At 41.4% G+C, this 23,570-nt stretch carries 16 protein-coding genes; 8 read left to right on the forward strand and 8 right to left on the reverse strand.

The annotated features are described in order from the left end of the window. Positions 1-519 precede the first annotated feature (519 nt). The gene (locus tag ACJAZP_RS16680) at positions 520-1,377 is read left to right on the forward strand and encodes a diguanylate cyclase domain-containing protein (RefSeq protein ID WP_415231874.1); all 858 of its coding nucleotides are present in this window, start codon (positions 520-522) and stop codon (positions 1,375-1,377) included. 785 nt (positions 1,378-2,162) lie between these two features. On the opposite strand, the gene ACJAZP_RS16685 is transcribed toward ACJAZP_RS16680, so the two are convergent. After that, positions 2,163-3,542 (reverse strand): ATP-binding cassette domain-containing protein, encoded by a 1,380-nt coding sequence (locus tag ACJAZP_RS16685; RefSeq protein ID WP_415231875.1) that lies wholly within the window; start codon positions 3,540-3,542, stop codon positions 2,163-2,165. A 986-nt stretch (positions 3,543-4,528) separates the two neighbouring features. On the opposite strand from ACJAZP_RS16685, the gene ACJAZP_RS16690 reads away from it, so the two are divergent. Further along, on the forward strand, positions 4,529-4,855 hold the full coding sequence (locus tag ACJAZP_RS16690; protein WP_415231876.1) for an Imm51 family immunity protein: 327 nt from the start codon (positions 4,529-4,531) through the stop codon (positions 4,853-4,855). A gap of 104 nt (positions 4,856-4,959) precedes the next feature. On the opposite strand, the gene ACJAZP_RS16695 is transcribed toward ACJAZP_RS16690, so the two are convergent. Together ACJAZP_RS16695 and ACJAZP_RS16700 are read right to left on the reverse strand one after the other, a co-directional pair. Continuing rightward, positions 4,960-6,597, reverse strand: coding sequence for a glycoside hydrolase family 32 protein (locus ACJAZP_RS16695; RefSeq protein ID WP_415231877.1), 1,638 nt, complete (start codon positions 6,595-6,597; stop codon positions 4,960-4,962). Between the two features lie 165 nt (positions 6,598-6,762). Beyond that, entirely contained in the window at positions 6,763-7,752 is a 990-nt protein-coding gene (locus tag ACJAZP_RS16700; RefSeq protein ID WP_415231878.1) for a LacI family DNA-binding transcriptional regulator, read from the reverse strand. A gap of 251 nt (positions 7,753-8,003) precedes the next feature. Here ACJAZP_RS16700 and ACJAZP_RS16705 point away from each other — a divergent pair, with 251 nt between their 5' ends. From ACJAZP_RS16705 to ACJAZP_RS16720, 4 genes are all read left to right on the forward strand, one after another. Beyond that, on the forward strand, positions 8,004-9,461 hold the full coding sequence (locus tag ACJAZP_RS16705; RefSeq protein ID WP_415231879.1) for a sucrose-specific PTS transporter subunit IIBC: 1,458 nt from the start codon (positions 8,004-8,006) through the stop codon (positions 9,459-9,461). A 79-nt stretch (positions 9,462-9,540) separates the two neighbouring features. Next, a complete protein-coding gene (locus ACJAZP_RS16710) occupies positions 9,541-10,467 on the forward strand; it encodes an aminoimidazole riboside kinase (protein WP_415231880.1) in 927 nt (308 codons plus the stop codon). Between the two features lie 89 nt (positions 10,468-10,556). Further along, entirely contained in the window at positions 10,557-11,213 is a 657-nt protein-coding gene (locus tag ACJAZP_RS16715) for a DUF4328 domain-containing protein (RefSeq protein WP_415231881.1), read from the forward strand. 261 nt (positions 11,214-11,474) lie between these two features. Next, positions 11,475-13,055: a BCCT family transporter gene (locus ACJAZP_RS16720; RefSeq protein WP_415231900.1), complete on the forward strand. Its 1,581-nt coding sequence runs from the start codon at positions 11,475-11,477 to the stop codon at positions 13,053-13,055. Positions 13,056-13,122: 67 nt separating this feature from the next. Here ACJAZP_RS16720 and ACJAZP_RS16725 read toward each other — a convergent pair whose 3' ends face one another. The 3 genes from ACJAZP_RS16725 to dauA all read right to left on the reverse strand — a co-directional run bounded on the left by ACJAZP_RS16725 (position 13,123) and on the right by dauA (position 17,988). Further along, positions 13,123-13,839 (reverse strand): 3'-5' exonuclease, encoded by a 717-nt coding sequence (locus tag ACJAZP_RS16725; protein WP_415231882.1) that lies wholly within the window; start codon positions 13,837-13,839, stop codon positions 13,123-13,125. A gap of 10 nt (positions 13,840-13,849) precedes the next feature. Then, positions 13,850-15,733 carry a putative nucleotidyltransferase substrate binding domain-containing protein gene (locus ACJAZP_RS16730; RefSeq protein WP_415231883.1) on the reverse strand — a complete coding sequence of 628 codons (1,884 nt, stop codon included), beginning with the start codon at positions 15,731-15,733 and terminating at the stop codon, positions 13,850-13,852. 533 nt (positions 15,734-16,266) lie between these two features. Then, positions 16,267-17,988 carry a C4-dicarboxylic acid transporter DauA gene (gene dauA, locus ACJAZP_RS16735; RefSeq protein WP_415231884.1) on the reverse strand — a complete coding sequence of 574 codons (1,722 nt, stop codon included), beginning with the start codon at positions 17,986-17,988 and terminating at the stop codon, positions 16,267-16,269. Positions 17,989-18,371: 383 nt separating this feature from the next. Here dauA and ACJAZP_RS16740 point away from each other — a divergent pair, with 383 nt between their 5' ends. Beyond that, positions 18,372-18,677, forward strand: a complete 306-nt coding sequence (locus tag ACJAZP_RS16740) for a hypothetical protein (protein ID WP_415231885.1) — start codon at positions 18,372-18,374, stop codon at positions 18,675-18,677. 300 nt (positions 18,678-18,977) lie between these two features. On the opposite strand, the gene ACJAZP_RS16745 is transcribed toward ACJAZP_RS16740, so the two are convergent. Continuing rightward, positions 18,978-19,775: a DUF547 domain-containing protein gene (locus ACJAZP_RS16745; RefSeq protein WP_415231886.1), complete on the reverse strand. Its 798-nt coding sequence runs from the start codon at positions 19,773-19,775 to the stop codon at positions 18,978-18,980. Positions 19,776-19,780: 5 nt separating this feature from the next. Continuing rightward, positions 19,781-21,931, reverse strand: a complete 2,151-nt coding sequence (locus ACJAZP_RS16750; protein WP_415231887.1) for an FAD-dependent oxidoreductase — start codon at positions 21,929-21,931, stop codon at positions 19,781-19,783. A 530-nt stretch (positions 21,932-22,461) separates the two neighbouring features. Here ACJAZP_RS16750 and mnmA point away from each other — a divergent pair. Beyond that, positions 22,462-23,565, forward strand: a complete 1,104-nt coding sequence (mnmA, locus tag ACJAZP_RS16755) for a tRNA 2-thiouridine(34) synthase MnmA (RefSeq protein ID WP_415231888.1) — start codon at positions 22,462-22,464, stop codon at positions 23,563-23,565. Positions 23,566-23,570: the final 5 nt, after the last annotated feature.

The following is a 23,570-nucleotide window of genomic DNA, read 5'->3' on the forward strand; positions in this document are numbered from 1 at the left end:
GCTGTCTTACTTGAACGCCAACTAGCACCAACCATGACAACAAACGCATAGCTCGTAGGGTGCATTCTATGCACCGATTTTCGCTGCCCGCGGTGCATAGAATACACCCTACCGATAACACCATATCAAATGCATTTATAAAGTAATCTGATTTACTATTCAAAATCATACCGACGACTTTGCGAGCGTAAATTTTTCATTTGAAGCAACTGATCATAAGTTTAATGCTTTTGGTATTAGGCAATTTTCGTACGTTTTGCATAAAAGTGTAAATTAAAGATTTGTTCATCAATCTTTTGTAGTTATCGTTATATTCTGTGTTCACACCGCAAGTATAGAATTTTTCTGACTATCAACAATAGATAGATCCTATTAAAAAATTTAAGTGATTGATAATTATTATCAAAACATGTAGCTTTTGCTTTTATCTATAAAGAATAGATAGCCGCCTTTCCTGTAGAATATGGAAGTTTTACGTTTAATTAATATATTAGCTTTTTCTATAGACGAGGATTACGTATGGATAAAGATGGAGTCGCAGCTTTTAAGCAATTAGTAGAGTCAGCCCCTATTCTATTTTACGTTGCAGATAAAAATTTAAAGTTCACCTATATCAATCCTTTTTTTTCAAAAATTCATAATATATCTCAACAAGAAGTCGTTGGATTACATATATCAAAAGTGATTGGAATAGATGGTTTTAATGGAAATTTAAAGCATTACAACGAAGTTTTGACTGGTGAAACGGTTAAATTTAATACCTCTTTCATGAAACTTGATGGTAATCCTCACCATTGCTACGCAATTTACGAACCTTTAATGGAGGAGGGAGAGGTTATAGGTTTCACCGGAGTGGTTATAGACACTACGGCTGAACATGAACTGGATCGATTATCTAAAACTGATTTATTAACACAATTAAGTAATCGTCGAGAGTATGAATATGACCTGGCAAACATCTTAGCGGGAGATATAAGACTTAACTATGGAATGCTTATTTTGGACATTGATTTTTTCAAAAAAATTAACGACCAGCTAGGTCATGATATCGGCGATAATGCATTAATAAAGCTAAGTAAATTACTAGAAGATATAATTGAATTTCCGAGTAAAGTTTTTCGAATAGGCGGCGAAGAGTTTGCTATTATCCTCTCTGACCTTAAAGGAGAAGATGAGCTTAGAAAACGAGCCGATTATATCTGTGAGAAAGTAGCCTCTTCAGTCATAGTTGCAGAGAAAAATATGACGGTAAGTATTGGTGCTATTTTATTTAAAGCAGGAGATGATCGTTCCCTGATACTTAAAAAGGCAGATATTGCGCTTTATACGAGTAAAAATAATGGTCGGAACCAAGTGCATGTATCAAACTCAAACTAACGCCCAACTCTGCTGCATAGTGTCACGAGAGAGCTAAGCTCCGGGTGCCCTGTTTGCTTTTACTGTTGAAAGAGCATGACTCCCTCGAACTGCGAAAGTCTACCAACCAGCATCAGAAGTAAAAGAGATACAACCAAACCTTTTTAATTGAGAGTCAAAGCCACGCCTCCTAAAGCATATAAACCGGACTGTGGCGGCTAGGCAATTTCCGTACGTTTTTCTTGCTCAATTAATCTCTTTAGCAAGTGGAAACATGGAGCGAATTGAACGACAGTTTAGGGTCATGAGCGGGCTAAGCTCTGCGTGCCCTTTGTTTCCACTAAGTTCGGCTCTGCACATGGATGTGCTGTCCGGACTGGTGCGTTAAAAAGAGAATTATTGAGTAAGATAAAAAAACGTCTCGGACGGCACTGTGAGTTATGCGCCAGCATAGTGTCACGAACAAAACTCTCTTTACCTTATTTCTCTTGCTGTTGAAAGAGCATGACTCCCTCGAACTGCGAAACTGCGTTTCGGTTTCTCATCATCTACACACCGTCAAGGGCGGAACTCCCTCGAAGAATAAAAACCATCGGCCAACAAACGAAAGCCTACAAACCAATCAAATTGGCTATGAACCGAAAGACTGCACAGCCAATCTTTTTCTGAACGATTCCTTCGTTGAAAATTTCATAAAGGGAAACACCATTCAGATCAGATTTTGCCTGAACTAACTTGTTATTTCAGGCAAAATCTTAGGCCACATACTTATACCGCTTGGTACAAGTACGATCGTGATGCACGCCTTAAAGTTTAATATGCTGCTTAAAGATGGGTAAAAATTCATCCTTACGATGGCTTACTAATAACATCGTACTGTGCTCTTGTGTTGCTAAATGCTCTAAAAAGTTAAGTACTCTATGCCTGTTAAGTTCATCTAAACCTTGGGTTGGCTCATCTAAAATCAATAAATAAGGCGATTTAACTAACGCCCGGGCAATTAATGCAAGCCGTTGTTCACCATAACTTAAGCTTTGAAATAAACTCTTCTGCTGGGCTAACAAACCTATTTTATTCAACCACTGGCGAGCAATATCTACTTGGTAAGGGGTTGTTTGTTGGTAAACGCCAATCGAGTCATAGAACCCAGAAAGAACAACGCTTAACAGGTCACCATTTACTCTGTATTGCCGATGCAGTTCTGAGCTGACAATCCCCATGTGTTTTTTAATTTCCCAAATAGCTTCACCGGAACCGCGCTTATACCCAAGTACATGAATATCGTTGCTGTAACATTGTTGGCAATCCCCTGTAATTAACTGCATTAAGGTTGATTTTCCACTGCCGTTAGCGCCGGTTATCAAAGTATGCTGCAGGGGTTTTATTTCAACATCCAAGTTTTCAAAAACATTGACGCCATTATAATGAACTGTGCCTTTAGAAAGCTTAACTAAATAAGGATGCTTATAATCTGATAATTCCTGCCTGTTTTCCGGCCAGCTGGTTGTATCAGGAGCAGGACTTAATAAAGCATCTAGTTGATTTTTAGTGTCAAGATTATCCAGTTTACCAATCACATCAAATCGGCCTCGTTCAATGAAGGCAATCTTGTGACACCAGACGGGGATATCTTGTCGGTTACTTAAGATCAGCAATACAGTAACACCGGTCTTAGATAAGCGCTCTAAGGCCACGGACAATGCTGCGCATGATTCGCTATCTAGGCTGTCAAAAGGATTATCGCAGACTAAAAGCTCAATGCCGCTAAAGATGGCCTGGAGAATTAAAAGCTTTCTACTTTCACCTGTACTTAATTGAATATACCGCGTTTCAAGTCGGTGGCTTAAACCAAATTCATTAATGAGCGGATCATTCAATCTATCTTTTGGAAGAAAATCTTTTGCTTTAGTGCCGACATCGTCTGCATCAATATAATCTGGCGCTTCTAGCTTCAGCGTATGCTCGTAGGTATCCTGTTGCATTTCAAATGAAATGATTCCGACTTTATCTTTATCCGGCGATTGTAGTTGTTCAAAATTTATGGGCTCTAAAGCACCGCTTAAAAGCTGATTCAAATACTGCTTTCCAGAGCCGTTACGGCCTAATACACACCAATTTTCATTTTTACCTAGTTGCCAGTTTTTGATGGTTAACTTGTCATGCTCAAAATTTACAATATTTATCATAGTGTATTCAGATTCTTTTAAAGGAGTTATTGGTTTTCGTTGCTATCTTATATGAAACCATTTGATTGAGAAAGACGGGACATATATGAGCAGAGAAATGAGAGGACTTTTTGATTGAGAGCCCAAACCCACTAAATCCGACTGCAGCGGCTAGGCCATTTCCGTACGTTTTTCTTGATCAATCAATTCCTTTAGCAAGTTGAAACAGGAGCGACAAATTTTTCAGGAAAAAATTTGAACGTTGGCATTTACGACAACGACCTGAAAGGCGGAGGGCAGGACGCCCGGAGTCATTTACGCCAGTTCAGGTTTATGAGTGGACTAAGCTTTGCGTGCCCTTTGTTTCCACTAAGCTCGGCACGCACAGGGATCTGCGATCCGAGCTGGTGCGTTAAAAAGAGATTTATTTATCAATATAAAAAACGTCTCGGCGAATTGAGCAGCAGCTCTGGCTTATGAGCGGGACAAGCTCTGCCGTCCCTGTATACGGCATTGTGAGTTATGCGCCAGCATAGTGTTACGAACAAAACTCTCTTTACCTGTTTGCTTTTGTTGTTAAAAGAGCATGACTCCCTCGAACTGCTAAACTGAGTTTCGGTTTCTCATCATCTATACGCCGTCAAGGGCGGAACTCCAACAATGAAAGTGACATCAAGTGCTCACAAGCGAAGGCTTACGAATAACCTATGCGACTATCTACCAATAAGCAACAACAGCAATAAAAGAGAACTCGCAGCTCACGAGCAAAAACGTAGAGCCAAACAATTTGGCTAAATACTCTGAAATATTCAATAAGTACAACACGCTAGACACAACTCACAGAGAAAAACATCTCTTTATGGTGTTTCCCTTAGATTTTAAATTCAAAATTTTGATATAAGCATCATTAAAAAGATAGCGAGGGTGTAGGATAGTTAAAGACTAATTTCACCCACTGTTATAGTGGTTTTTCTGTTTTCTACTTTTTGTTATTTAAGAGAGATATTATGAAACACGCAAACGTTTACCAACCTTTTTTCCTTTCCAGTTTTCAAAGAATCCATACCCTTACTTTAAACGATTTAAAATGGACTGCATTTGAGGCTCATGATTTTTTAGGTGATGGCGAAGACTGGGCATTAGTAATGGAAAACATGCTGTTAGAAAAAAATCCGGAATTATTAAAAAAAATAACATTTGGCGATGAACGAGATATGTTTTGTATTCGCAGTGAAGATAAAGATGCGCTGCATGAAATTTGCGAAATGGTCGCTGCATTTTATGAAGATCGCCCCCTGTTAGAGGCGACTATTGAACAATATGCCAAGTATTAATTTAAATCCGAATATTTTTAAGACCTAAAAATAACTGTTTAAGCTGCATTTCACGAGAATTTAATCCTTTACTGCGCGATTAACTTCTCGTTAAAATTTATTTTTCAAGATAAAAAAGGAGCAGTCGCTTTATTTAATAACCAGCCAGCCTGTATCTTCACATCTCCTTTTATACTCAATTGTGTGGCCTCTTTATCGCTAAAAATGCGCGCCGACATCACCGCCTCTCCATCATTAATAAAAATTTCAAGGGAAGATGTATCGGATAAGATCTGTAATTGCAGCGATTGTGAATCTGCCAGGGTTAACTCACGCACGCTATCACCTTCACGCATCAGCGTATTAGATCTGTCTAAAAATAGCGTTTTAGTAACTTTATCCAAGCGAATTTCACAATAGCCCGACTCACACTGGTGTAAACGTAAGGTACTGCCCCAGTGCATTGAAACTTGCAGTTCGAATGCTTTACTGTGCAGATCAAAAGAAGCTTGACCCTGCGGTAGCAGAAGCGGCTCAGCGCGTAATTTTTCCAACTCTTTGAGTGGTTTTTGGATTAACAAACCATTGGCATAGGATAATTCGCGCATGGTAGTTAATTGATGCAGCCAGCCATTGTCGGCGCTTGGCTGATCGATTTCATCGGGCAATCCCATCCAGGCACACATAATTCTGCGCCCGTCGGGGGTTTCTAAGGATTGCGGCGCATAAAAATCAAAACCATGATCTAAATGTTGAAAATCAGATAACAGGGCTTTGCCACTGCTATCCAGTTGCGCTTTGACAATACCGTTATGATGCACAGCGGTATGACTCTTATTAGGCGATTTAATGCCCTGCGGACCAATCACAATAAAGTCTTGCTCGTTTAAGGTGAAAAAATCAGGGCATTCCCACATATAACCAAAATCGCCTAACTCGTCACCGCATAGGGCAAGGAATGTCCAGGTTTTGAGATCCTTCGAGTGGTAAATCGCCAGACGGCCTATCTCATCTTCACGCTGTGCACCTATAAGCATTAACCAACGGTTATTGTGACGAATCACCTTGGGATCGCGGCAATGCGCGGTGACACCCGGTGGTAATTCAGGCACAACGGGCCCCTGTTTAGTAAAGTGAATACCATCCGTTGACGTGGCTAAACATTGTGTGGTGTGTCTGTCCCGGTGCTCATCAATACGCGTATTACCGGTATAGAATAACATTAACAGATCATTATGGCTGATGGCATGGCCAGAAAAAACGCCATGGCTATCAAACCAGTCCGAGGGGGTTAATGCGACGGGTTGCCACCGCCAGTTGACTAAATCTTTGCTGGTTAAGTGCGCCCAATACTTATCTTTATGCTCACAGGCATAGGGGTACCACTGATAAAAAAGGTGATATTGTCCTTGATGATAGATAAATCCGTTGGGATCGTTCAACAAACCTTGCGGTGGCGAGATATGCCAGTCGGGGCGAAACTCACATTCTACAGCGCTGATGCAGGGAATGATATTCTGACGCTGTTTATCACTAATAAGCTGCCCGACCTGTAATAATTGCGCTGCAAATTCCTCTTTATTTTCAATGACATTCTGCTGATAAGTAACCTGCTTTAAGGTTGAGTTGTAAGCCTGCTGTTTTGCCTTGGCAGATAACAGTTCAAACTCGTGAATTTCAATAATGATACGTGAATCGGGGATCAGAACACGCAGCACATTAGCAATACCACCGCACTCTTTAATAATTGATAAGAACGACATATAACACCTGATATAATGAATAAACCCAAAAATGGGAACGTTTGCAAAATACATTTATAGGGAGATATTTGCAATAATATAATTACTTTTTAAACAAAAAGGCTTTCAATTGAGCTTACAAAAACCATATACAAGGCTGCCCAATAAGCTCTGTCTACCTAACAATCAACAACTTTCACGGTTGATAATGTCAAAGCTCATCACCAGTTTACTGACCGTTGAGTGTTTATTTTCAATCAGATCCAACAACAGAACGGCAGACTTTTTTCCTGTTAAATCAAAGGAATAAGAAAATGTTGATAGGCCTGGTGTGCACACTTGACCTAACTCGTCATTACCGACTCCAAGTACTTTAATATCTTTCCCCGGTACTTTACCCGATTCAGAGATTGCCTTCATGGCACCGATTGCGATTCTGTCCGTCGCACAAAACAAACCATCTAATTGCGGCCAATCAATTAACAGCTGTTTAGTCTGCTGGTAACCAGATTCAATCGAAAACTCTCCACGGCTATGAAAAAGTGGCGCGATCTGCCTTGTATGCTGCAATGCCTGGGTTAAACCCTGAAAACGACATTGATCCACTGCAATATCCTGACTGTTGACCCCGATAAAACCAATATTGGATGCGCCCGCTGCAAGCAATTTTTGCCCGGCACTGAAACCGACACTCAGATCATCATAAATAATACTGGGAATATTAAACAAAGAGCCATCCTGGCCAATTAAGACCACCGGCGCATTAGATTGTTTGATAGCGTCAACTAATGCCGAATCTAAATGCGTTGCATAGAGCAATATGCCTTCAACTCGTTTTTGATTAAAACGTTTTATATATGCAATCTCTTCTTCATTATTTTGCTGACTGTTGGCTAATAAAACGTACTTACCCGCTTGATCAATGATCGAACTTAAACCATCAAGGCCTTTCGCCGTCGCATTGGAATACATACGCGGGACTATCACGCCAATAAGATTGGTTTTCTGAGACTGCAGATCCCGGGCCACCTGATTAGCGACATAACCACACTCGTCGATTGCTTTCTGAACCTTTTCTTTGGTGCTTGCTTTCACTCCAGACTCATTATTAATGACACGAGAGACGGTCGATTTTGATACGCCGGATAATTTTGCTACATCGTGCAGGCCTGCCATGAATTATTTCCTATAATTTGGGATCGTTTGCAAGCATGATACCAAAAAACAAGAAAGCAAGCGTTACAAGTTGCTTTAAAGGTTGCTTTTTGAGCAAAAAAAGGGATGTTAATCACACTTACAGCTTATTACGCTTGAATAAATTGAGCAGTTATTTGAAAATACGTCTTGCAAACGTTCCCAAAAAAGAAAATTACTAACATTTTGTAAATAACATCACCATTACAGAAATGAACATACGGAGTTTAACGATGAATTATCCAAAAGTTGCAAGCCAGCTAGTAGAAATGCTTGGCGGTAAAGATAACATTAAAGCACTGGCGCATTGTGCTACGCGCCTACGCCTTGCGATTCAAGACGAATCACTGATTAATGAAAAAGGCATTGACGATCTGGAAGGCGTTAAGGGCCAGTTTAAAGTCGCAGGTCAATACCAAATCATTTTTGGCTCCGGCATTGTTAATCAAGTTTATGCGCAGATGACAAAACTGACCGGCCTAGAAGAGATGAGCACCAAAGAGGTGGCTTCTGCCGGTGCCGAGAAACAAAATATTATTCAACAAGCGGTTAAAGGCTTGTCGGATATATTTGTCCCTATTATTCCGGCAATCGTTGCCGGCGGTTTGTTAATGGGAATTTTTAACCTATTAGTCGCACCGGGATTATTTATTGACGGGCAGTCACTGGTTGAAGCGAACCCGGGGATAGCCGATCTTGCTGCAATGATTAATACCTTTGCGAATGCACCTTTTGTCTTCCTTCCTATTCTTATCGCCTTTTCTGCCAGCAAGAAATTTGGCGGGAACCCGTTCTTGGGCGCAGCGCTGGGTATGCTAATGGTTCACCCGGACTTGCTTAACGGTTGGGGATTTGGTGGTGCAGTTGTTGCCGGTGATATTCCAGTTTGGAACATCCTTGGTTTTGAAATCCAAAAAGTGGGTTATCAGGGATCAGTCCTACCGGTATTAGTCGCGACCTTTATTCTCGCTAAAGTTGAAAACGGCCTGCGCAGATTTATTCCATCTGTATTAGATAACCTATTAACCCCCCTGCTTGCTCTTTTTATCACCGGCGTCATTACCTTTACTATTGTCGGTCCGTTCACCCGTGATCTCGGCTTCCTGTTAGGTGACGGTCTAAACTGGTTATACGATTCTGCAGGTTTCATCGGTGGCGCAGTGTTTGGTTTCCTCTACGCTCCCTTTGTGATCACAGGCATGCATCACAGCTTTATCGCGATTGAAATTCAATTGCTTGCGGATGCTGCAGTGACTGGTGGTACCTTTATCTTCCCGATTGCCGCAATGTCTAATATTGCCCAGGGCGGGGCAGCATTAGCCGTCGGATTTACAACCAAAGATATCAAAATGAAGGGTATTGCAATGCCCTCTGGTGTGACTGCGCTGCTCGGTATTACGGAACCGGCTCTGTTTGGGGTGAACTTGAAACTTCGCTATCCGTTTATCGCCGCTATCTGTGCAGCAGCCGCTGCAAGTGCATTCATTACAGTCTTTAATGTGAAGGCTAGTGCACTGGGCGCAGCGGGTCTACCGGGTATTATCTCTATTCGTCAGGGAGACGTGACACCTTATGTTATCGGTATGGCGATTTCATTTGCTGTCGCATTTACTTTAACCATCATACTGGGTAAACGTGCTGATGCTAAAAGTAAAAAACAAGCTAAAGTAATGCAGCAAGCGGCCGCATAAGAGTCATTGGTTAGACATAATGATAAAAACCAGTATTCTCATTAACATACTGGTTTTTATTGAGCATAAAGGAGTTGTTATGAACAGAGTTTGGGTTACCGGCGATGCCGTTGTAGATTTAATACCGGAGAGTGAAAAAAGCTATCTAAAATGCCCGGGTGGTGCACCGGCGAATGTGGCTGTTGCCGTAGCAAGGTTAGGTGGGGATAGCGCATTTTTTGGCCGCGCCGGGCAAGATCCATTCGGTCAATTTATGAAACAAACGCTCAATAACGAGGGTGTAAATACTGATTTCATGGTCCTTGACCAAGCGCAACGCACCTCGACCGTGGTAGTAGGTCTGGATCAGTCGGGTGAGCGCAGTTTCACCTTTATGGTCAAACCAAGTGCGGATCAATTTATGCTGCCAACCGATATTCCGGATTTTTCAGAAAATCAATGGTTGCACGTTTGCTCCATTGCACTGGCTAACGAACCTAGCCGCAGCAGCACTTTTTTGGCGATGCAGAAGATTAAATCTGCCGGCGGATTTATCAGTTTTGATCCCAACCTGCGTAATGAAGTATGGGCCGATCAAAGCGAAATAAAGTCAGTGGTATTAAAAGCTGTCGCAATGGCCGATGTGGTTAAGTTTTCAGATGATGAACTGCTATTTTTAACCGCTACAAAGTCGATCGACGCAGGCTTGAAAGCTATCAAAAAATTGCACAATACGCTGCTGCTTATTACTCAAGGTGCAAAAGGTGCATTAGTGGTCACTCGGGATAACCAAGAACTTATTGCAGGTAAAGCGGTTAAACCAACCGATACCACCGGAGCTGGAGATGCATTTGTGGGTGGATTAATCACCTATCTGGCACAAAATAATCACTGGAGTGAGATTGAGCATATTCGCCATGCCGTGCAATGGGCAAATGGCTGCGGTGCTTTAGCCACCACCCAAAAGGGCGCAATGACAGCCCTACCTGTAAAAGATCAACTGACACAATATTTGGCTGATTTTTAATCACTTTTTAAGCAACGCTATTTTAATAGAAATGAGCGGTTTACAGCTGTGAATACGCTTAGTTCGCAGCCCTAGAAGGAGAAGATAAATTGTCGACCATCAAAGCCGGATTTAAAAGTTTGGAAAAGCTCAGCAAGTGGATTCGATACGTGCTTTATGCGCAGATCCTGATAGCTGTGTTAGCGATTATATTTCAGTTTATAGAATATCAATTATTAGCAGCTTTTGATCAGGGGGTTTATTCATCGCTGCCGGCCGCTTATGCCGATGCTGAGCTAGCCATCAATATTCTGCAAATCATAGGTATTGCATCCTTACTTGCCTTTATTGCTTCGGCGCTGTTAATCCTGCCGTGGATTTATAGGGCCAATTCTAATGCCCGCCAATTCGGTGCGCAGAAAATGAACTATACCCCGGCCTGGTCTATCGCTTATTACTTTATTCCCGTCTTTAACCTCTGGAAACCCTATCAGGCCATGAAAGAAATCTGGCTGGCCAGTAATAATCCCGTTGAGCAGCGTTTTTCAAAGAGCACGCCTATTCTGCCAATCTGGTGGACGCTGTGGCTTATATCTAATCTCTTAGGCCAGTCAATTTTCCGCTTATCGGCAAGTGCAGAAAAGCTGCCTGAATTAATAAATCTTAATTTAATCTCACAATCTTCTAATGTCATCGATATCCTGCTCGCAATAGTGACCTATAAAATGATAAAAATGATTCATCGAATGCAAAGCAGCGATCAGTAATAAACTGCATAAAAGACCAGTCTTCGCTCCGATAAAATTGATCCGCTTGCCAAAATATTCACCCTCACCGCAGCGGATAAATATGAATTACTTTCTTAATTCAACTTGATTATTTTCTTATAACAATATGACATATAAATGTCCGTTTCTTTTTTATTTTGAAATAAGCCTGATATTACCACCCGATTTTGTTAAAATAGTCTTTGGAAAATTCAATCTACTGTAAAACTTAAAGAGCAAGGTCGCTCTAAGCGAGGATTTATTAAGATAAATAAGGACAAATACAGTATAGATAATACCGATTATACTGTTGGGCAGGATAACATTCAAAAATGGGGATTTGATATACATAACCCTGTATTTGGAACTAGCGCAGGAATAATAGCGGCTTTTTTAATTGCAATTTTAATTATTGACCCGGCAACATCAAAAGAATTTTTAGACGGTATAAAATGGCAGATTATAGGCGCATTTGATGGCCTCTTTATGTGGTCTATGAATCTTTTTGTGATCTTCTGTCTGGGATTAATTGTCTCACCTTTTGGTAAAATTCGCTTAGGTGGCGATGACGCAAAAGCCGATCATTCAAGACTTTCCTGGATAGCGATGCTTTTTGCTGCAGGTATGGGTATTGGTTTGATGTTTTGGGGGGTTGCTGAGCCCGTAGCGTATTACACCGGCTGGTATGAAACGCCACTGAATGTCATCGCTAATACCCCGGCAGCAGCAGAGCTTGCACTGGGTGCAACTATGTTCCACTGGGGATTACACCCTTGGGCGGTTTATGGCGTAGTCGCCTTATCGTTATCTTTCTTTGCTTACAACAAAGGCTTACCGCTTTCCATACGGTCTGCTTTTTATCCTATATTAGGCGACCGCACCTGGGGTTGGCCCGGACATATCATTGATATTTTAGCCGTGATAGCCACACTGTTTGGTCTGGCAACATCCTTAGGTTTAGGTGCACAACAAGCTGCGGGTGGTTTCCAGCACGTCTTTGGCATTGAAGCCGATCTTTCCCTGCAAATCACTATTATTGTGGTAGTGACTATGCTGGCGATTGTCTCGGTGGTACGTGGACTTGAAGGTGGTGTTAAAGTCATCAGTAATGTCAATATGTTAATTGCTGTTGTTTTAGTTGTTTTTGTTGCGCTTGTGACTGCTGCTGTTTCCCTGGGTACTATTCCTACCACTATAATGGGTTATGTTAAGAATATTATCCCCTTGAGTAATCCAGTGGGTCGTGAAGATGAAGCTTGGATGCACGGCTGGACCGTCTTTTATTGGGCATGGTGGATTTCATGGTCTCCATTTGTAGGTATGTTTATTGCCCGTATTTCGCGCGGCCGTACGGTACGTGAATTTCTTACCGCAGTATTAATTGTACCAACAGCCGTCACTATTCTATGGATGTCTGTCTTTGGTGGTGTCGCTCTTGATCAGGTTGCCAATAATGTCGGTATCTTGGGCAGTGAAGGTTTAACGGACGTTCCGCTTGCGATGTTCCAGATGTTTGATGCACTGCCATTAGGTAATATTTTATCAATGATAGCTGTGCTACTGGTACTGGTTTTCTTTGTTACCTCTTCCGATTCAGGATCGCTGGTAATAGACAGTATCACTGCCGGTGGTAAAATCGATGCGCCGATTCCACAACGCATTTTTTGGGCATCAATAGAGGGTGCGATCGCAGCTGTATTACTGTGGGTTGGTGGTACTGAGGCAATTCAGGCGTTACAAGCGGGTGCCATTTCGACAGCGCTACCCTTTACCATTATTTTATTGGTGATGTGTGTCAGTTTGTTGATGGGTATGCGTACTGAAAAGCATAATCAAGGCTAGTTTTTACTCGCTACAAAAAAACCGATGAATAACTCATCGGTTTTTTTTTGCGCGTAATAAATGTTAACTATAACCACAATTTTTTAATCGCAGTGTCCGGACTAAAATGATATTGAATTTGGGCCTGCAGTAGTTCCGCGGTGGCAATCGCATCGGTTAAGGCATCGTGAGGTGCATAAGCAGGTAAGTTGTAACGGGTACGGCTATTGGCAAGACGAATTGATTCCGGCTTCTTTCTTTTAAAAAGATTAAACAACCCCGGTGATCTCTTCCGCTGCAAATTAGCCTCAATCTGCATGGTATCTATGACCGGAAAGAGTATACCTTCATTGATCAAAGTGCGTAAAGTATGATCCAGAAAATCACGCTCAATATGACGATAATGCACCACTACCACCTTTCCTGCCAGTTCATCTAAAAGCTGCTCCAAAATGCGCAACAGATCAGGTGCACCTTGTAAATCCGAGTGGGTAATACCATGAATAATAATCGAGTTTTCCTGTAAATTATCCTGCGGAGTGATATACCATGTTTTTGCTTTGCGGCAAAAAACACGTTGTAAATTAAAAGGCACCAGACCAATACTAATGATGCTGTTTTGCTGTGAATCTAAACCTGTTGTTTCAAAATCCAGCGCAACAAAATCAATATCACTTAATGGTGTTTCAGCGTTATAGGTCCCCGCATGATAAAAACGCTGCAAACGTGAATCTTTACTAAGCTGCTCTTTTAACTGTAGAAAGGCTGCCCAGTTTAGAATCTCATGGTCATTGAAATTATTCATTATTTAACCTTTAAAATTTATTGGCCGTATAGCGATATTTTAAAAAGTTTTGCGCATTACTTAAAACCAAAAAAGCATCTTTCAGATTGCGCCTTTCAAAATCTGACATATTTTCCGGTTCAATATTATTATCCGGCTCAATTCCGGACTCTATATCTAATGCCTGATGGCGTAAACGTACCAGAGAGATAAGCTCCATCGCATGCTTTAGATCTTGACCCTTTGACTTGGGCAGAATACCCGCTTCGATAATATCTTCTAGGCGTTCAAATGAATTTTGCGATTGCGATCCGATAGCCAGGCCATGAACTCGAATAAGATCCGCTAATGGTGCTGTACCGCGACGTTTTAAATTAATAGAGTTATTATGGCGGCCATCTTTTTCCATCACAAAATCTTTAAAAAATCCCAGCGGAGGTTTACGGTTGAGGGCATTACGCGCCAAACAGGCGAGGAAACGGTTGTTTTTCTTGGCTCTGCGCAGGATAAATGCATTTAACTGCTCGGCCCATTTGACCCGGCCATAAACACCCGTCAAATCAAAGAAAATAGAGCAATTTAATAAAGCTTGCGGATTGGGGTTATCTATCCAGTCAGCAAAACACTCCTCCCATTCAGATCGTGTTTTACGGTATTCCGGGGTGGTTGCCATAATAAATCCCGTGCAGTAACTGTAACCGCAGGCGGCCAGCCCATCACAAACAAAATTGGCTAACTGATCGAAATACACACCATGCAACTCTGCTTGGTAGCTATTATCAAGGATAATAGCATTATCCTGATCGGTGACCATCAGCTGCTCATCCCGAGCCATCGAACCAAGCGCTAAAAAACAGTAGGGAATAGGAGGCGGGCCGAATTTCTCTTCTGCAAGCTCTAATAAACGTTGCTTAAAACTGCGCCCTATTTCAGACATTGCCCGTCCAACCATATGAGAATTGGCATCCTCATTAACCATGCGCACAAAACAGTTTTTTAACTGCGCAGAAAGCAGTACTAAATCTTCACTGCTTTTCTGCTGGAAAATACTACTGACAAATAACAAACTATTTTGTGATTCGTAACGGATAATATCTGCAACTTCAATCAGACCAATGGGCTTTTTATTTTTTAAAATAGGCAGATGATGGATATTAAAACGCAGCATCAGCAGCATCGCCTCAAAAATATAGGCGTTATGATCCAGTGAAATTAAATCCGTCGACATGACTTGTGAAATAGGATTATCAACACTTAGCCCGGTTGCAATGACGTTAGCGCAGAGATCATGTTCGGTAATAATACCAACAAAACTGCTGCCCAGCTCATCTTCAGTATCAGGATCAGGATCATTTATTAATACTGCAGAAATATTTTCTTCAGCCATTATCTTGGCAACCGCTTGAATAGTTGTGCTACGGGGAAGAATCAATGCCTCTCTGGTCAGCAATGTTTTTACTTTGGACGTGGTCAGCGCATTCGCATCATCGCTTTTACTTTTTACCGCCTGTTGCAAACGCATGCTATTCTCGACCTCAACAAAGTCAGCAAAATCCTCATTAGATTCGCACAACTCATTGAACACAGACGCAGGAATAACATATAAAAGTGTATCTTTTACCGCTTTAGCAGGAAAACGCACTTTATTATTGGTCAGCAATCCCATTTGTCCAAATAACTGTCCCTGATCAAGACGATTATACAGCTCCCCCTTACGCCGATATAACTCGACCACCCCGCTACGGAGCATGTACAGTTCACTGATTTTCTCATTAAAGTCAATAATCATGCTGTCTGCCCGGTAATAAGAGATCTCAACACTTTGCGCAACCTCAACTATTACCTGTTCAGAAAGCTGATCAAAGGGAGCGTGCTGAGCAATAAAACTTTTAATTTCAAGTAGTTCGGCTGTCATTAATGGGCCTGCTGGTTGCTGATAACTGAAGATTTTAATGATATCAATTTAGATATTATACGCGTAAAGATTAAGTCCCTAGTTATACAGGTTTCTGATCGAGTAATCATAGTAAAATTAAGATCTATCTGCATAAAATGATGGTAAAAACAGGGGATCATGATTAGGCAATGCAGACAACAGGGGTTAATACCAAATCCATTAAATTCATGCCCATTTATGCTTGTTAAAACACATGCTAGCTTTGTTATTAATTTTATAATTAGAATAACTAGTTACTGCAATCAATGCCTCGCTTTCATGCGTTTTTCCGGCGCCTAAATAGATCATCTAATTAGTGGAATTGGTATAACCTCAAGAGCTTTATAGAACGGGTCGCAAAGGGGGGAACTGAATGTGCTTTATTTTTTCACAAATTGATGGGCTGGAAGCCGTCTATATCAGGATTTTTTGCAGATTTGATAAATGAGGATAAAACCACAAAGCCTTTTGAAACAGACTCTGTGGTTATTTATTGCATGACAGTTAAAACATTACTTTTTCAAAAAGGCAGCTTGAGCCGCTTGAACAGTAGTAAATAGCTTGATCCGCTTATCTCTCTTCAACCTGGCTTTGATAAGCGCCCGTGCAATTGGCCGATTCATATTTGTAATGTGAATTTTAGTATCGGAAGCATCACATTTATCGATTAATTTTAATAATGATGAGATACCGCCGGAATCAATCATGGATGCGTTTTCTAGATTTAATATAATACCATTACATTGATAGGTTAATAAAAAGGCTAACTCACCAAAAATCCTATCTGCAGCAGCAAAAAACAGCGGACCTTTAATATCAAAAACTTTAAACGATTTACCATCGGGCTGCACTGGAAAATATTTTTCAGTACAGTTTTTGAGTTCAGTCAGTTCTGACATGCTGCGTACAAATAACAGTGAAGCGAGCATGATACCTGCGATAATAGCAACTACCATATCAAATAACACGGTCAGTGAAAAACAGGTAAGAAGCACCGCAATATCACTTTTACTGGCTGTTTTCAGGAGGTTAAGTGATTTGTGAAATTCGCCCATTTTCCATGCAACAATAAGCAATAAAGCCGCCATGCTTGGCATGGGAATATAAGATAAAAGAGGGGCAGCGTATAAAATTGCCAAGATGATAAAAATACCATGAAAGACGCCGGACAAGGGGCTTCTGGCACCGCTTTTATAATTTGTAGCCGAGCGGGCAATGGCACCGGTCGCGGTGATCCCGCCTAGAAAAGGAGTAAAAATATTACCAATACCCTGCCCCAATAATTCACTGTTTGCACTGTGCCGAGTTTGACTCATTTCATCAAGTACAACGGCACAAAGCAGTGATTCGATTGCCCCTAGTGCAGCGATCGCAAAGGCAGCGGAGAGAAGATCTGAAAACAGTGAAAGATTCCAAATCAACACCGGATCGCCTGGCAACTGGCGCAGCCAGGGAAGCTCAAAATTTGGCAGAAAAGGCGGAATACCATGGCCAATTGAGCCATCGGCAAATAAAAACTGATAAGTTGAGCCAATGGTTGCAACGGGCAGATGGAATGACTCAAGCGCCACGGCAGCGAAACCACCAACGAGAAGCGCAGGTAAATGCGGCGGAATTGATTTGATAAAATAGGGCCAGACAATCAACACCAACAAGGTGATTCCACCAACAAATAACGACGTCATATCAAATCCGGGTATCTGCCCGATTAATACCCCCACTTTTTCGTAAAAATGGGTAGGGAACTCGGTAATGTCTATACCGAGAAATTCATCAACTTGTAAAATGGCAATGACTACAGCGATCCCGCCCGTAAAACCTAAGGTGACAGCTTGCGGCACATATTCGATATATCGCCCCAGTCGTAAAAAAGCCATTGCCAGCAGCAGAATACCAGAGAGTACCGTGGTGACCAGTAAACCAGACAGGCCATATTGATGAACAATAGGTTGAATAATCACCACAAATGCAGCCGTCGGGCCTGATACGCTAAAACGTGATCCACCCACCAGCGGAATCAGAATACCCGCCACCGCTGAGGTGTAAAGCCCATATTGCGGAGGAACTCCGGAAGCGATAGCAAGTGCCATGGCCAGCGGAATAGCGATAATTCCGACGGATATTCCGGCCAAAAAATCTTTGAGCAGATCCGAAGATGAATAACTATTATTGATGAATGAATCTCGCATCGCATAAGCGATACGCAGAGAAAACAGATGGGCACGATGGGACAAGATCTGACCTTCACTTATATTTGGCGGGTAGGAGGCGCTAATGCTACTACTAATAATAGATAATTCAATACTAATTTTATGGACATAAAATAATTATATTTTGGAGATACGCGCTCCTATGGACAATTAACCCTAGGCTCACTGATCGCCCCACTCGAGAAACAAAGACACCAAATTGACCTTAACATGACTTTAAAAAGAGCGGTATCTTAAGTTCATTGGCGCTACAACGAACGGAAAAGACATTAAACTGACTTTAAAAGGGCAATATGGGCGGATAAACGCTTGTCATCAGTGCGTTCTTAACGTTTAATAAGCCGCTATTATTTAAGGGGTGGTGTGTTGGAAACCTTATATTTTACCCAAAGTTAAGATTGATAAAAATGAAAAAAGTAATGATTAGCCTTTTGACTGTGATGCTCACCTTTGCTTTTAGTAGCGCAGAAGCAAAGTCCGATCATGAAAAGTCACTTCCGCCCGGACTGCAAAAAAAAATTGCACGTGGCGATAATCTGCCTCCTGGTTGGCAAAAGAAGCTTGCCGTTGGTAAACCTCTGGATCATCAAGTCTACGATAATGCTAGGATTGTTTCACCCGCTGACGACAGAGGCATAATAACCGTAGAAGTTGACGGCAAGGTGATGAGGTTGATTAAGGAATCACTGGATATTATCGAAATTTTGCAATAAGCAAAATATCCGCAAAAAGTTAACATCAGAATACTCATTCCACTCAGCAGAGATTCTGTTTAAACGCAGGAAAACAAGTAGATTTTAGTATACTAAAAAATGGCTCCAATTAAATTGGAGCCGGCATTGTCTTGCCAATATCAGAATAAATCCTTTCTACATCCGTTCATTGTCTAACGCTCTTCGTCAAATTACTTCCATGACCATTAAATGAATAATCACCATAAATAAAAAGTCCCGTTGAGAAAATAATACGGTTTATAAAAATGTTCATTTCTTTTGGCTATCTCGCTCACTATTTTATAAGCGGATACGATTCAAGGACCAATTATAATCTAAATATTCAATATCAATATCCTCACGTAATAGCGCCTGTTGCTGCTGCTCAGCTAACTTAAGTGCCTTGCCGTGTTTTACTAAAAATTGCGCTAACGTTTGCTGCTGCTCAAAATCATTCTGATACCACTTAAATATTTTAGAAATTTGTAATTCGTTCCCCTGTAGACGGTTACGGCTACTATCGGATAAAAACAGATTTATTGCATCGCTAAGTTGTGCTTCAAGAAGATCACTTTGATAGGCCTCTCCTCTCAAAGCAGGACAACCAATACTGGCACAATTAAGTGCAAAATGAATGCGCGGCTCTTTAAAGTTACCACGAATAAGATCTTGCTCAATATTATCTAACGAGCGCGTTTTACCCAATAAAGGAATAAAATCTTTTTTCCAGGGAGAACTGAATAAAGAGCCAAGATCTTTAATTGATTCAAGATTAGGATATTCAGTTAAAATCAACTCGACAGTCCATGCATTGTAGGCATTAATTAAAAAAGCTAAGCGTTGTGATTCTGACCATCCCTGAAAGGTAACGTCAGAGACTTTACTCAAATCAGCCAAATATTGCTTAAGCTCGACGCGATCCGTCTTCATACCGGCATAATCAACTTGGGTCGCTTGACCTTGGTGAATATTGACAACATGTTTTTTTAACAATTGATCCCACTGTTGATGTTGAAAATCTGCAGCTGAAGCCGAAGCCCCGGAAAGCAAAAACAATAAAAACAGACCATTAACCAGCAACCCTTTTATAATTTTCATGATAATCAACCTCTTCGCCAGTTGTGATATTTTTCCAGCCACACTAATATTTTTTGCGGCGCATGAGCTCGTTTCCATTCACCTGCAGCATATTTATTAGCTTCAGACATAGTGGGGTACGTATGTATGGTGCCTAGGATTTTATTTAACCCAAGCCCGTGCTTCATTGCCAAGACAAATTCAGGTAATAAATCACCGGCTTGCGCGCCAACGATAGTCACACCCAAAATAGTATCCTTACCCGGTTTAGTTAATACCTTAACAAAGCCCTGATCAGTGCCATCGGCAATAGCACGATCTAAGTCATCAAGCCCGTAACGCGTCACTTCATAGGCAATGCCTTGCTGCTGCGCATCTTGTTCGTTTAACCCTACTCGAGCAACTTCAGGATCAGTAAAGGTCGCCCAGGGGATCACCGAATAATCAACTTTGAATTTTTTAAACTGTCCAAACAGTGCATTCACAGCGGCATACCATGCTTGATGAGCAGCGGTATGGGTAAACTGAAAAGGCCCGGCCACATCACCCGCGGCAAAAATATTCGGATATAAGGTTTGTAAATAACCATCGGTAATGACGGTGTTCTTGGTAGAAACGCCAATGTCTTCTAAGCCATAACCACTGAGACGGGCGACTCGGCCAACGGCGCAGATAAGCTGATCAAACTCAATGTGCTTTTCTTTACCCTCAAATTCCACAACCAATATTTTACTGTCGCCATGTTTTTCTAATCGTATCGCTTTATGCTCCGTCAGTACTCGCACACCATCGGCTTCTAATGAAGCTTTGGTAAGATCTGACACTTCAGGATCTTCCCTTAGCATAATACGAGGAGCCATTTCAATTTGTGAGACTTTCGAACCTAAACGGGCAAAGCTTTGTGCTAACTCACAACCTATGGGTCCTCCACCTAACACCACTAAACGCTTAGGTGCATCATCTAATTTCGCAAATTCATGCCACAGCGTATCACTGGTCAAATAACCGACCTCTTCTAAACCCGGAATAGGGGGTACAAAAGGTTTAGCTCCCGCGGCAATAATAATAGAGCGCGCGGTTAATCTTTTAGTTGTACCATCATTTAGGCTTATTTCCACCGTCCAGGGGTCGACCAATTTCGCATACCCTTGCAGCACTTCAACACCCAGCTCGGTATAGCGCTCGACGCTATCGTGAGGCTCTATGGCCGCAATTATTTTATGTACTCTATCCATGACATTACGAAAGCTAAAAGTGGGCGTCACTGACTGCAATCCATAATGACTGGCAGTAGACATTTGCTTGGCAACTTTTGCACTTTTGATTAAAGCTTTGCTGGGAACACAGCCATAATTGAGACAATCACCGCCCATTTTATGCGCTTCAATCAAGGTCACTTTTGCTTTTACAACAGCAGCGATATAAGAAGAAACCAAACCCGCTGCCCCGCCGCCAATAACTATCAAGTTACGATCAAATTGTTTTGGTTTATTCCATTTAGCATAGACTTTACGCTGCTTTAGAATAGCTATTATTTTCTTGGCTATCCAGGGAAACAAACCAAGCAAAGCAAATGAGAGCAATAAACTAGGGGATAATATGCCCGACAAACTATCAACTTGAGCAAGTTGTGTTCCGGCATTAACAAACACTAACGTCCCTGCCAACATGCCTACCTGACTGACCAGAAAAAATGTAATGGTTCGAATTGGTGTTAAGCCCATCAATATATTGATTAGAAAGAACGGGAAGACAGGTACTAAACGCAGCGTAAACAGATAAAAAGCACCATCCCGCTCAATCCCCTGATTAATCAGTTTCAGACGCTCAGCAAACTTATTTTGTATACTGTCTCGAAGCACAAATCGGGACATCAAAAAAGCTAATGTGGCGCCGATAGTTGAAGCAAAGGAAACGATTATTACGCCCCAAAATAAACCCAAAAAAGCACCTGCGGCAATAGTCATTACAGCAGCCCCGGGTAACGATAATGCGGTAACCGCAATATAAACGGCAAAGAAACTCAGTGCGGCGATAAAAGTATTATCCGCCTGCCATTGAGCAATATCTGCCTGGCTGGCTTTAATATTCTCCAAGCTTAAAAAGCTTCCCAAATCAAAAGCAAAAAAAGCAGCTATCGCTGCAAAAATCACTGCGATTATAATTATTTTTTTCATTTTTTATCCTTTATAAATGTCAATATTTGTTTCATTCCAAAGGCTTCCAATAACCAAGAGCGGTGTTTATCGTCTTGTTTCAGAATCCGGGGGAAACTCTAAATCTGTATCTTCAATGAGTCTGTGTATACAATTAGCCTGTATATGCAATGTTAGAACAGTGATTTTTTTTGGCTCACTATTACAAGACCGAGCTTATAAAAAAAAATTTCATTATTTATTAAGCAGTTAATCATTCGCTTTAACTTTCTGGGAGTAATGTACAAAATAATTAAGCTGCAAAGATCATCAATAAGAGCAGGATAAATGCCCTAAAAAGGGGCAAAAAAACCTTGTTTGATGATCGTCGTATTAATTCATATTTATAAGACCCTCGCTGATTGGCAAAAAATATCACTGCAATCAGCAATAATGCCTTTTACCAGTAAGATATTAGTGCTTTTTTTATTAAAAATAGAACAAAACTCATCCTGTTTTCTTGCTTAATTTCTGCTAAAATCTCGCTCTAATTAGTAGTAGGAGAATTATTTATGACAGACAATAGCCAAGTTAAAGTGATCGTCGGAATGTCCGGCGGTGTAGATTCCTCAGTATCTGCGTATTTATTACAGCAGCAGGGGTATCTGGTCGAAGGGCTATTCATGAAAAACTGGGAGGAGGATGATACCGATCAGTATTGCGCCGCAGCCCAAGACCTTAAAGATGCGCAGTCCGTCTGTGATAAATTAGGCATCCCTCTACATACTATTAATTTCGCAGCAGAATACTGGGATAATGTATTTGAGCATTTTCTTGCCGAATATAAAGCGGGTCGTACCCCAAATCCAGATATTATGTGCAACAAAGAAATTAAATTTAAAGCATTTTTAGAGTTTGCCGCAGAAGATCTCGGCGCAGATTATATTGCCACGGGTCATTACGTGCGACGTCGTGAAGTTGATGGACACGTGCAGCTATTACGCGGTTTAGATAATAATAAAGACCAAAGCTACTTTCTCTATGCTGTTGGTGAGAAACAGATTGCAAAAACGCTGTTCCCCGTGGGTGAATTAGAAAAGCCGGAAGTGCGCCGGATCGCAGAACAACAAGATTTGATTACCCATAATAAAAAAGACAGCACGGGTATCTGTTTTATTGGAGAGCGTAAATTTACTGACTTTTTACAAGAGTATTTACCCGCACAACCGGGTGATATTGTGACACCGACCGGCGAAGTCATTGGTCAGCATCAGGGGCTGATGTACCACACCCTTGGTCAACGCAAAGGTTTAGGTATTGGCGGCTTGCAAAATTCCGGTGAGGATCCCTGGTATGTTGTTGGTAAAGATATGGACAACAATCGTTTATTGGTTGCCCAGGGAGCGGATCATCCCGCCCTGTTCTCCTACGGTTTGACTGCCAAACAGTGTGATTGGGTTGACAGAACCCCTAAAAAATCACCCTTTAGATGCACAGTTAAAACGCGTTATCGCCAACAGGATATTCCGTGTCATGTAACACCGCTTGATGATGATACCTTAGAGGTCATTTTTGACACACCGCAGGCGGCAGTGACCCCGGGACAGTCAGCTGTATTTTATATCGATGAAGTGTGTTTAGGTGGCGCGATCATTGAAGAGCATTTACAAAAATAATTTTC

The sequence above is a fragment of the Psychromonas sp. genome, assembly GCF_047632955.1.
In the GTDB taxonomy this organism is placed as follows: domain Bacteria; phylum Pseudomonadota; class Gammaproteobacteria; order Enterobacterales; family Psychromonadaceae; genus Psychromonas.